This is a genomic window from Asanoa sp. NPDC049475, from assembly GCF_040676915.1.
Taxonomy (GTDB): domain Bacteria; phylum Actinomycetota; class Actinomycetes; order Mycobacteriales; family Micromonosporaceae; genus Asanoa.
The window spans coordinates 290,804-302,589 of the sequence record NZ_JBFAPY010000005.1 but is presented as its reverse complement, the minus strand read 5'-3'; the positions used below and the strand labels follow the sequence as shown (position 1 = coordinate 302,589).

At 68.2% G+C, this 11,786-nt stretch carries 7 protein-coding genes; 4 read left to right on the top strand and 3 right to left on the bottom strand.

Annotated features, from left to right (window positions below; all coding sequences use genetic code 11):
• The first annotated feature begins 15 nt into the window (after nt 1-15).
• Together AB0J88_RS21415 and AB0J88_RS21410 are read left to right on the top strand one after the other, a co-directional pair.
• A complete protein-coding gene (locus tag AB0J88_RS21415; RefSeq protein ID WP_364353807.1) occupies nt 16-852 on the top strand; it encodes an MBL fold metallo-hydrolase in 837 nt (278 codons plus the stop codon).
• A gap of 124 nt (nt 853-976) precedes the next feature.
• Nucleotides 977-3,733: a LuxR family transcriptional regulator gene (locus AB0J88_RS21410; protein WP_364353804.1), complete on the top strand. Its 2,757-nt coding sequence runs from the start codon at nt 977-979 to the stop codon at nt 3,731-3,733.
• A gap of 101 nt (nt 3,734-3,834) precedes the next feature.
• Here AB0J88_RS21410 and AB0J88_RS21405 read toward each other — a convergent pair whose 3' ends face one another.
• Entirely contained in the window at nt 3,835-5,232 is a 1,398-nt protein-coding gene (locus AB0J88_RS21405) for a hypothetical protein (RefSeq protein ID WP_364353801.1), read from the bottom strand.
• Nucleotides 5,233-5,564: 332 nt separating this feature from the next.
• Between AB0J88_RS21405 and AB0J88_RS21400 the strand changes: the two genes are divergently transcribed.
• Nucleotides 5,565-6,854, top strand: a complete 1,290-nt coding sequence (locus AB0J88_RS21400; protein WP_364353798.1) for a hypothetical protein — start codon at nt 5,565-5,567, stop codon at nt 6,852-6,854.
• Nucleotides 6,855-6,933: 79 nt separating this feature from the next.
• On the opposite strand, the gene AB0J88_RS21395 is transcribed toward AB0J88_RS21400, so the two are convergent.
• Both AB0J88_RS21395 and AB0J88_RS21390 read right to left on the bottom strand, forming a co-directional pair.
• Complete coding sequence (locus AB0J88_RS21395) at nt 6,934-8,433, bottom strand: arabinofuranosidase catalytic domain-containing protein (RefSeq protein ID WP_364353795.1); 1,500 nt, start codon at nt 8,431-8,433, stop codon at nt 6,934-6,936.
• A 31-nt stretch (nt 8,434-8,464) separates the two neighbouring features.
• A complete protein-coding gene (locus AB0J88_RS21390; RefSeq protein WP_364353792.1) occupies nt 8,465-10,300 on the bottom strand; it encodes an RICIN domain-containing protein in 1,836 nt (611 codons plus the stop codon).
• A gap of 237 nt (nt 10,301-10,537) precedes the next feature.
• Here AB0J88_RS21390 and AB0J88_RS21385 point away from each other — a divergent pair, with 237 nt between their 5' ends.
• A complete protein-coding gene (locus AB0J88_RS21385) occupies nt 10,538-11,785 on the top strand; it encodes an extracellular solute-binding protein (RefSeq protein WP_364353789.1) in 1,248 nt (415 codons plus the stop codon).
• Nucleotide 11,786 lies beyond the last annotated feature (1 nt).

Genomic DNA, 11,786 nt, shown 5'->3' with positions numbered 1-11,786 from the left:
CGACAAGGAGAGAAGATGAAGTACGCCGTTCACCACATCCGTCGGCCCGGTCTCACCCGCGACCTGCCCTTCGGCCCCGAAGATCTGTTCTGGGTCGCCAACACCGCCACCCTCGTGTACGGCGAGCGTGATGCGGTCCTCGTCGACACGTACGCCACCGTGGAGCAGAACAAAGCCCTTGTCGACTGGGTGCGCTCGTTCGGTCGCAGGCTGACCCATGTGTTCATCACCCACGCCCACGGCGACCATCTCTTCGGCGTCGGTCAGATCATCGACGCGTTCCCGGGCGCACGTGCGATAGCCACCAAGGAGACCGCGACGGGATCCGTCGTCCAGAGCGGACCTGGGTTGGTCAGCTCGTTCTGGGAAAAACTCTTCCCCGGCCAGATCCCGCGGAAACTGCCAGTTCCGGAAGCGCTGGACACCGAAGGGATCGACCTGGAGGGACACCAGCTGGAACCCATCAAGACCGGGTTCACCGACACGGCCGGATCCTCGGTGTTATGGGTGCCCGACCTGCGGCTGCTGGCCGCCGGCGACGTCGCCTACAACGACACCCATCCGTACATGGCCGAAACCACCACCGAGACGCGGGATCACTGGGCAAGCATGGCCGATCGGCTGCGGGAGCTCGATCCGGCCGTCGTGGTCGCGGGTCACAAGAACCCTCAGCGGGAGGACGATCCGGCCATCCTCGCCGAGACCGCGACCTACCTGCGTGACTTCAACGACCTCGACGCTCACACCAAGACCGCGAAGGACTTGTACGGTGCGATGCTCGACCGGTACCCACGCAGGGCAAACCCCGGATCGCTGTGGGGAGGCGCCAAGAAGGCGAAGATGGCGGCCTGAGAGGTTTGTCGTTCGGACACGATGCCCAGGTCCGGAGGACTACTCTGAACCCAAAGCCCGTATGGATGACCGGCCGTCCGTAACCGGCCATGACGTGCGAGTGGCTTCGAGGGAGACATCCGCGATGTCTGCAGGGCATGGACTCCTTGGCCGACGCGGCGAGTGCGAACTGTTCGACCAGCTTGTGACGGACGTGCGCGCCGGCAAGCACCGGCTGCTCGTGTTGCGCGGAGAGCCCGGCGTGGGAAAGACGGCCCTTCTCGACTATGTGGCCGGCAAGGCCCTCGACGCCGCCGTCATCCGGGTCACCGGCGTCGAGTCCGAAATGGAGTTGACGTACGCCGGCCTGTATCAGGTCTGTGGAAGGATGCTCGGGCAACTCGACGTCCTCCCGACTCCACAGCGAGACGCGTTGCGTGTCGCCTTCGGGCTCGTCGACGGACCAGCACCGGATCATCTCCTGGTCGGACTGGCTGCTTTGACATTGCTGTCGGAGTGGGCAAACCGGCGTCCGCTCGTGTGTCTGATCGACGATGTGCAGTGGCTTGACGAAGCGTCGACCAAGGCGTTGGCGTTCGTCGCACGGCGGTTGGGAGCAGAACCGATCGCTATGGTTTTCGCCGAGCTCGAACCGGACCGGGACCAAGCGCTGGCGGGGCTGCCGGAGTTGGTCGTGACCGGGCTTGATGACCGCGACGCGCGCAGGTTGCTGGCATCGGCGGCTCCGGGCCTGCGTGATGAACGTGTGCGCGACAGGATCCTCGCTGAGGCACGCGGGAATCCGCTGGCGCTTTTGGAGTTGCCTGTGGAACTGGCCTCCTCGGACCTCGCGTGGGTCGGTCAACCGACCGCCGAGTCCTCAGAGAGCCGGTCCGCTCGGATCGAGCGAGCCTATCTGCGGCGCGTGCGGGGCCTGCCTCGGCAGGCCCGACAGTTTCTCTTGCTGGCCGCCGTGGAACCGCTCGGCGACGCCGGCGTCGTGTGGCGAGCCGCGTCCGCATCGGGCCTTGACGAAGACGTCGGTGCCATCGCGCAGGCCGCCGGGTTGATCAAGATCGGACTGCGGATCAGCTTCGTCCACCCACTCGCGCGGTCGGCCGTCCGTCGATCGGCTCAACCTTTCGATCTTCGGCGAGCACATGCCGCGTTGGCCGAGGCAACCGATCGGCGGACGGACCCGGACCGGCGCACCTGGCATCTCGCGGCCGCCGCCGTGGCTCCGGACGATCGGTTGGCTGAAGAGTTGGCCCATTGCGCCGACCGAGCGGCGGCACGAGGGGGCGCCGCCTCCAACGCGGCATACCTGCGGCGCGCCGCCGAACTGACGGCACAGCCAATCCGCCGTGCCCAGCGAGCTGTGGCCGCAGGCGAAGCCGCCTTGGCCGCGGGTGCGCTCGACGCCGCCGACGAGTTGGTGACCGATGCCGAGATGGTCGAGCTGGACGGCCTGCACCTGGCTCGTCTCGAACATCTGCGGGCGCAGCTGATGTTCGCACGCGGCCGGGCTGACGAGGCACCGGCACTGTTGATCGAGGCGGCTCGCCACTTCGCCCCACTCGATGGAGCTCTGGCCCGAGAGACGTACCTGGAGGCGCTGATGGCGACGGAGTTCGCCGGAGCGGCGGGTTTGCGGGGACATCAGGGAATGCGTTGGGTCGCGGAGGCGGCCCGTTCGGCCCCCGCGAATCAGCGCCCGCAGGACGCGGTCGACCTCCTTCTCGATGGCCTCTCAACGCTGTTCACCCAAGGGCACGCGACGGCAGCGCCGACGTTGCGGCGGGCGGTGGACGCCGGCCGCACAGCGGACGCCGGGCTGATCTCTCTTACGTCGTCGTTGGTCGCGATGGAGTTGTGGGACGCGACCATGTGGCAGGAGGTGTTGCGTCGTCACGTGGACGGAGCCCGCGCGTCCGGGACGTTGAGCCTGCTCCCGAAAGCTCTGGACTATTACGCCAGCTTCCACGTCCAGACAGGAGAATTCGCCACCGCCATCGCGCTCGCCGAAGAGGCAGCCGCGCTGGACGCCACGATCCGGGTTTCGGCGCCGTACACACGGATCGTCCTGGCGGCCTGGCACGGCGACCCGGCGGGCACCGGCGAACTGAGCCAAGCTGCGATCAGGGACACGTCGGCGGATGAAGACCACGGCGTGTTGAGGTTGACGCAGTACGCCGCGGCACTGCTCAACAACGGCCTAGGCCGATACACATCGGCGCTCGGCGCCGCCACACGCGTCGCCGACGGCACCGGCCTCGCGTTCGCGTCCTGGGCGTTGGCCGAGGTGGTGGAAGCGGCGGCCCGGCTGGAGCAGTGGGAGGTCGCCCAAGCGGCACTGAGGCAACTCTCGGAACGCACAAAGGCGAGCGGTACGCCATGGGCGCTGGGCACGGAAGCACGTTCCCGAGCCCTGCTGAGTCGAGGACCTGATGCCGACGACCTCTATCGGACAGCCATTGACCGGCTTGCCGAAAGCGGAATGAACGCACATCTCGCCCGTGCACAGCTCGTGTACGGAGAGTGGTTGCGGCGCAACAACCGACGAGCGGACGCACGCCGCCAGCTACAGCCGGCCCATGACCTGTTCATGCGGATCCGCGCCAAGGGCTTCGGAGAACGGGCACGCAACGAGCTGCTGGCAACCGGCGGGACAACCCGCAAACGAACGCCCGACACCACCCTGGACCTGACACCCCAGGAGTCACTGATCGCGTCCCGGGCCCGCGACGGGCAGACCAACCAGGAGATCGGCGCAGAACTGTTCATCAGCCCGCGGACAGTCGAGTGGCACCTGGGCAAGGTCTTCGCCAAACTCGCCATCGACTCACGCAGAGAACTGCGCGATACGCCACTCCCCCTCGTGGTCCAGAACGCCTCGGGATAGACTGCCGGCCGACCATCCACGGCCTGCTACCTGGTCGTCGCCGCGGTGGCCAGAGCGAGGAGATTGTCGCTCCGGCCACCGCCGCTCGCGTCCGACACGGGTCAGCGGATCTTGGCCTTGACGTACTTTTCCCACTCGGCGTAGAAGTCCTCGTACGAAACGTCGAGCACCTCCTGCAGGACGTCGTTGACCTCCTTGCCCCGGTAGTGCTCCGCGACCACCTCGAATGCCTTCTTCTCTCCGTATTTCTCGGCCATGTAACCGATCGCCGCATGGCCGCACCAGTAGGCGAGCGTGGAACTCTCGGCGTTCTTCAAGTTGAAATCGTCCTTCAGCCCCAGGGACCAACCGGCGCGTAGGGCCTCCTTGACGGCCGGGGTGCGGCGACTGGTTGTCCACGGCCGCCGCTCGTAAGCCAGGTATTCGGCGAATCCCTCGGTCACCCAGCTGGACTTCAGAACGACAGTGAGGTCATCCGGCTGGTCGCTGAGTGCGGCCACCAGCGAGTGTGCCAACTCGTGCCGGAAGAGCTCCGCTGGTCCGTCGACCTCACCCGGATCGAAGAACGGGCTGGACAAGTCGATCACCACCCGACTGCCCCCGATCAGAGGGGCCTTCTCGTCCTCCGGTGCGTTGATGTCCTGGAAGCGGTCTACGCGGAACGAGACCCCGGACTCCGGCGGTGCCTCCTTCGACGTCCGGTAGAGCGATCCGAGATCCTTCTTGCCCTTCACCAACGAGATGACGAACCCCCGCGGGGTCTCGCCGGACACTCCCCCGGCCCGCCACGCGGCGAGGTCGGCCACCGCGGCCCGCTCGGCCTGCGGGGCGTACCGCTTGGCCTGCGCCTTCAACGACCCGTCCACGATGAACAGCGTGTGCTTGGTCCGCTCGACGTGGATGGTGCGCCATTTGTCCCAGGGCGCGGGATAGTAGTTGAACTCCCCGTCGTCGGTGATGCCCTTGACCGCCGTCACCTTGATCGGGCCGCGCTGTTCGGTCCGGACGATCGTCCACTCGTAGCGCTCGTTCACCGGGTGCAGGTCGTACCCGTCGATCTTGTGGACGAACCCCACCACGTGGTCGACGCTGGCCCCGGTGCCGACAGGCCTGAAAGCCGACCCTTCTCCGAGCCTCTTGAAGTCGGCCTCGGCGAACGGCACTTTGATCAGGTTGCGGAACAGCACGCTCTGCTGGTCCACCAGTTTCTTGTCCGCCGGGTCGTAGGCCGCCAGGAACGCCTTCTCGTCGCGGTCCTTGAGCGCCTTGGCCTGTGCGGCCAACAGCGCGTCGATCTCGTCGAGCTTGATGGGGTTGAGCGCCTCTTCCGCGGCGGCGTACGCGGCGTCCCGCTTGACCTGCTCCTTCGCGAGATGTCCCCGGACCACCAACACCGTTGCGGCCAGGAGTAGGACGACCGTCAGCACCGAGCCGGTGATGATCCACCGCCGGCGCTTCGACTGGCTGGACGGGAGAACGGAGGGAGACCCCTCGTGCATAAGTCTGTTTCCTCAGGTATGGATGAGAGATGAGCAGCCCATGGTGACGTCCGGACCGGCGGTAGTCCAGGACGTTCAACCGGACGTTTGACCGGACGTTCGGCGGTCGGGAGTCGGGACGGACATCGACGGCGCCGACATGAATAATGGTCGAGCCTCTCCGGACTCGGTCGCTTGTGGACTGTCGTCCGGTCCGATGTCAACACCAGCGAGGATCTGTCATGGCCGAGGGCCACCCCTCCGTCCCGAGCCCACCCGCCCAACCTTGGGCCAACGCATCCGCTCCGGCGCCGCCACCGCCGCCCCGGTCCCGGCGCGGCCTATGGATCGGGTTGACCGCCGTCGGGGTAGTTCTGGTCCTTCTGCTCGCCGGCTCGGTGATCGCCCTGGTGACCCTCCTCGGCCGCCCTTCCGCCGATGACGCCCCGCCGGACGAGATCGCGGCCCTGCTGGCCGAGCACACCGGGGCCTTGGCGAAGCGGGACCTCCAGGCGTTCCTGGCGCCGTTCGACCCGGCCGACGAGGACCTGGTCGCGCGGCAGACGACCCTCTTCCACAGCCTCAACAAGCTGCCCCTGGCCGAGGCCCGGTACGAGGAGTTCGGCGCGACCGTGTCGACCGAGGGCACGTTCGACGTGCAGGTGTCGTTCGTGCACCGGTTCGATCGTGCTGACCCGACGCCGGTCGAGGAGTTGTACGAGTGGACGATGACCAAGGCCAGCCCGGGCGCCGCCCTGAAGGTCACCGCCGTCAAGGGCGCCCTGGCCATCGAGAAGCGTGACAAGACCACCTACTACCCGGCTCCGTGGGACCGGGGCCGCCCCATCCACGTCGAGAAGACCCCGCACACGGTGGTCATCGTGGACGAGTCGCTGAAGGCCGAAGCCCGTCGGTACGCACGTCTGGCTGAGCGCGCGGCGACGGAGAACCTGGCCGCGTGGCGCTCCGGCGGAGTCGACGCGAAGGTCCCGCAGGGCTTCGTGATCTCGCTGGTGAAGGGGAAGAAGGACCTCGGCTCGCTGTATCGGACGACGAAGGAAACGCCCATCGAGTCCGGAGTGGCGATCCCCGTGCCGCCGGTCGGGGCGATCGACGGCACGGCCGAGCAGGAGGTCGCCACCAGCCGCGTGGTCATCGACGTGGCCGACAGGTACCACTTCGGGCAGGGCGAGGAGCGGAAGCTGGAGATCTTCCGACACGAGTTGGCCCACGCCATCGTCGCCGTGTTGATCAAGCGTGGCCCGGCCGCGACGGCGTTCGACGGCCCCGACAAGTGGGTCGTCGAGGGATTCGCCGAGTACCTCGCGCATGGCCGCAAGCCCTTCACGACCAGCGATCGCACCGCCGAGGGCAGACAGATCCTGCGCTCCTACAACTACCAGGAGGACCTGCCCAACAACGTCTCCTGGAAGATGGAGGGGCGGCAGAGCTACCACTACTGGCTCGGTCACTCGGCGATGAGCTACCTCGCCGACCGGTACGGGCAGAAGAAGGTCTACCAGTTCGTGGCCGCGCACTACCGGGGCGCGTCGGTCGGCACGGCGACGCGGGACGTGCTCGGGGTGTCGTTCACGGACTTCGAGGCCGGCTGGGCGGCGCACCTACGGTCGGCGATGCGCTGACCCGGCGCGGGCGGTCTGGCGGCCGCCTCGGCCACGGCGGGGATCGCCGTGGCCGAGGCGGCTCCGTGCGGTCGCGGCGTCAGCGGTAGCCGGCGCTCACCACGTTGGCCTGCACCGCGTTCTCCGTCGCGTCGGACGGGTAGCCGGCGACCATCGCTCCTTCGTAGAAGGTGCCGGCACTGAGGTTGGCGCCGCCGTCGGGCTTGCAGCAGTCACCGCCGCTGCCCAGGATGATCGCGCCCTGTTTCCGCATCGGGCTGTAGCCCGACGGGAGCGAACCGTCCCAGAGCGTGTAGAGGCTGCCGGACTGGGCGTTGCTGCCCTTGATGGCGAAGCGGCTCGTGCCGTTGTTCTTCAGCGTCGCGGTGACGAACTTGCTGGTGAAGGCGCGCTGGTTGGAGTTCCAGCTCTGGCTGCCGCCCGAGAACAGGCCCCACTCGAGGTCGGCCTGCACCCATGGTCCGCTGCCGGAGCAGCCACCGAACCAGCACTGGGTGCTGAAGTTGATGGCGTCCATCGCGCCGGCGGCATCGGCCTTCCGGGTCGTCTCGCTGTTGCCGTAGTCGAAGCAGCAACCGCCGTTGACGTGGGTGCCGCTGGTCACCATGTACATGCCCTCGGGCGCGGCGCCGGTCGGCACGCCGGTCAGGTGGCCGTCACGCCAGTAGCTGTTGCCGGGGTTGATGTACAACGAGTAGGCCTTGGCGCCGCCCACCGTGAGGGACTCCGACGTCGCGACCGCCGGCCTGCTCTGCGGCGAGCCCGGGACGACGCTCGACCCCTGGTACCAGAGGTCGTTGCCGCGACCGGACTGGTCGAAGACGACCGTGACCACGCACGTCGTGTTGGCACAGAACGCGTCCTGGGTCGCCGCGTTCGCGGTGCCGCCGGCGCTGGACACGGCGATGTCGCGGGTGGTGTTGTCCGACGAACGCCGGACCTGGTAGAGGTTGCCCGCGTACGTGCCGTAGAGCGCCCGCGTCGTGCTGTGCGCCGCGACGCACGGCGTGCCGCCGGAGGCGTAGATGTCGCACGGGCGCGCGCCGGTCGGCTGCTGCGGCGTGCCCGGTGACGTCCATTGCTGGTTGGTGCCGCCGTGGCACGCCCACAGGTGGACCTTCGTGCCGTTGGCGGTGCCGTTGGCGTTGGCGTCGAGGCACAACCCGGACTGCACGCCGGTGATCGTGCCGTTGCTGTTCACGTTCCACTGCTGGTTGGCCTGGCCGTTGCAGGTCCAGATGATCGCCGCCGTGCCGTTGGCGGTGCCCTGGCCGGAGGCGTCGAGGCACTTGTTGCCGTACACCATGAGCTGTCTGGTCGACGTCCAGGTCCAGGTCTGGTTGGCCCCGCCCTGGCAGTCCCACAGCTGGATCGCGGCGCCGTTGGCGGTGCTGGCGTTGGCCACGTCCAGGCAGCGGCCGGACTGGACGCCGGCGATCCGGGTGCTCTGCCCCGGCTCGATCGCGGCGGCGGACACGGGCGCGGCGCCGACGGTGGTGACGCCGACTCCGATGAACAGGCCGATCAGCGCAGCGGCCAGAGCGGGGAGACGTCGAAGGGGACGGCTTCGCAGTCGCACGAGTAGCTCCTCGGGGATGAGTGTGGGTGAACTAGCGACCCCAGATCCGCCACGTCTGGTTCAGCGGGCTGGCCTGGCCGGTCGGGTTGCAGGTCCATTGGTGGACCATCGCCCGCGCCGCCGTGGAGACCGCGTTGACGTCGACGCACTTGCCGCTGTGCCGGGCGACGAGCTGGTAGTCGTGCGCGTCGTTGCCCGAGTAGCTGACGCGGCGGAGGGTGAACTGCTGGTTGAGGCCGTTCGAGCAGGTCCACTGGATCACGGCCGCGCCGTTGGCGGTCGAGACGCCGCTGACGTCGAGGCACTTGCCGCTGTGCTGGTTGACCACCGTGTACGTGTCGGCCACGCCCGGGACGGGGCGGAAGTTCCAGAGCTGCTGGTCGCCGCCCTCGCAGTAGAACTGCTGTTGGGCGTTGCCGTCCGCGGAGCTCATGCCGGTGTTGTCCAGGCACTGCTGGGAGTGCTGGGCCACGGCCACCGACTGGAAGGAGCCGTCTGAGGGTGGCAGCAGGGTGACGGTGTAGGTGTCGGTCTGGTTCGTGTACGGCAGGGTCACGGTGACGTTGTTGTTGGACACGTTGACCACGCTGTTCGAGACGGTGATCGGGCCCTGCACCGCGCCGCCGCCGTTGTTCGGGACGCGTTGCGTGCGGACGCGCACCTGGTTGTTCTGCACGATGCCGCTGGTGGTGTCCAGCCGCTGCAGGTTGACGGTCAGGTTGCCGGTGGTGCGGCCGCCGCCGACCAGCACCTTCGCCTCGCCGGTGGCCTTCGTGGCGTACGCGTCGTAGGACTGGCTGGCGGTCACCGCGACCACCTGCCCGCTCTGGGACCCGTAGTAGCGGTAGGCCCACCACTCGCCCTTGGGCTGGTGCTGCCCGGCGGAGTTGCGGACCAGGAGGTTGGCGATGTCGTTGTGCAGGTTGCCGCCGCCGGCCCAGTTCGCCCGCAGGCCGTCCGCCCGGGCGCGTTCCAGTCGCGCGATGTACCAGGCGCCGTCGGCGGGGTTCTGCTCGTCGGGCGCTCCGTACTCGTTGATCTGGTACGGGCGGGGGTGGGCGATGCCGCGCGGGTCGAGCGTGGCGTTGGCGGCGGCGACGTTGGCGACCGGGTCGCCCGGCAGCGAGTGCCAGCTGACGATGTCCGGCACCGTGTTGGTCGAGCGCACGAAGTCGAGGTACTGGTTCCAGAAGGTGTGGCTGGTGGACGGCACGCAGGCGCAGCTCGGCCCGACGATGAGCTGGTTCGGGAACTCCGCGCGGAGGCGCTGGTACGTGCGGCGCCACAGCTCCAGGTACTGCGAGATCGGTCGGTTCCAGAAGATGGTGATGTTGGGTTCGTTCCAGATGTCCCACTGCACGGTGAGCCCCGCCGTCCGGACGTCGTTGACGAGGCGGGTCAGGAAGTTGTCGTAGTCGGTCCAGTTGCCGTTGTCGCCCGGGAAGCGGGAGATTCCGGCGCCGTCCGCGCCCCACAGGTCGTGCGGCAGGATGATGAACGTGCCGCCGAGGGCCGCGGTCCGGCGGGCCTGGGCGAGGGTGGAATTCCACCGGCGGTCGTACGTGCCACCGACCCACCCGCTCCCGGCGAGCTGCGCGCCGCCGGCCCGCATGGCCTGGAACTTCACGTCCCGGTAGAAGTGGTCGGCCGGACCGCTGGCGTTCTCGGTCATGCCGTAGATCCAGCCGGACGCGCGATAGGTCGGCGTGCCGGTGGTCGTGGCGAAGTTGACGCTGATCGACTCGTCTGCGGCCTGGGCCGGAGACGCGGCCACGGTGACGGTGGCGGCGGCAGCGAGCAGGCCGACCACGAGTCGGGCGGCGATCGCTCGGACCGGTCCTGGCCTGGCGCGGGACGGGGTTTGCACGGGCGGCTCCTTGCTGGGCGTGGGGACGACGCGCTCCGGGGTGCACTGCGAATCGATTCGCTCGGATCGTATGACCGGGACTGAAGGATGTCAATGAATGTCTCGCCGCCGGCAACGCGGCTGCGGTTGACCATTCTGCAGTCAGGCTGATCATCTCTTGACCGCCGAGTATGGACAGACCTATCTTCGGGCGAACCGATTCGTCGAATCGGTTCGCTACGGGAAATGAGGCAGCACATGACAAGGCTCAGCCGACCGCGGCGCCTGGCCGCCGTCGCCGTGATAGCCCTCTGCGCCGTGACTACGGCCGCCTGCTCGTCGTCCGGCGACGACCCCGGCGGCGACGGCGGAGGGGGCGCCTACCTCGTCTGGGACCCCTACCCACAGTTCGCCGACGACTCCGACTGGGTCGCCCTGCTGAAGAAGTGCGGCACCTCCGCGGGAGTGACCGTCGAGCGGACCGGCTACGACACCACCGACCTGACCAACAAGGCCCTGCTCGCCGCCCAGCAGGGCAACTCGCCGGACGTGCTCGTCGTCGACAACCCGGTTATCTCGACGTTGGCCGAGGCCGGCGCCCTGACCACCACCGAGGAGAACAAGCTGGACGTCTCGAGCATGGAGGCCAACCTGCTCGGCGCCGGCCAGAGCGGTGGCAAGACCTACGGGGTGCCGATCGGGGCCAACACCCTCGCCCTCTACTACAACAAGGACCTGCTGAGCGCCGCCGGCGTCGATCCCGCCTCGGTCAAGGACTGGACGTCGCTGACCGCGGCGCTGACCAAGGTCAAGGCGGCCGGGAAGAAGGGCATCACCTTCTCCGCGATCGGCACCGAGGAGGGCAGCTTCCAGTTCCTGCCCTGGTTCTGGGGCTCCGGCGCACAACTGACCAGCTTGGACTCCGCGCAGGCGGTGTCCGCGCTGACGCTCTGGACCGACTGGCTCAAGCAGGGGCACGCACCGAACTCCGTCATCAACAACACCCAGACCACGAGCTGGCAGGAGTTCGCCACGGGCGAGTATGCCTTCGCCGAGAACGGCACCTGGCAACTGGGCAACGCCGAGAAGCTCGGGTTCGGGTACGGCACCATCGCGATCCCGGCGAGCACGGGCGGCCCGGCGCCGGCGCCGACCGGGGGCGAGTTCGTCTCGATCCCGGTGCAGACCGACACCGGCCGGTACGCCACCTCGCAAAAGCTGGTCACCTGCCTGACCAGCGCCGAGAACCTGCTCACGACCGACGCCACGCTCTCGTACGTCGCACCCGTGGCCGCGGTGCAGGAACGGCAGGTGGCCGCCGACCCCAAGCTCAAGGTCTGGGTGGAGGCCGTCAAGGTGGCCAGAGGCCGCACCGGCGACAACCTCGGCACGAAGTACCCGAAGATCTCCGAGCCCCTGTGGACGGCTGTGCAGGCGGCCCTGAGCGGCACGAAGACCCCGCAGGAGGCGCTCGCCGCCGCGCAGACCACCGCCTCGAACGGATAGC

Coding starts and splice junctions, on each gene's coding strand:
- AB0J88_RS21385 (WP_364353789.1), top strand. CDS start 10,538: ATGACAAGGCTCAGCCGACCGCGGCGCCTGGCCGCCGTCGCCGTGATA.
- AB0J88_RS21415 (WP_364353807.1), top strand. CDS start 16: ATGAAGTACGCCGTTCACCACATCCGTCGGCCCGGTCTCACCCGCGAC.
- AB0J88_RS21410 (WP_364353804.1), top strand. CDS start 977: ATGTCTGCAGGGCATGGACTCCTTGGCCGACGCGGCGAGTGCGAACTG.
- AB0J88_RS21405 (WP_364353801.1), bottom strand. CDS start 5,232: ATGCACGAGGGGTCTCCCTCCGTTCTCCCGTCCAGCCAGTCGAAGCGC.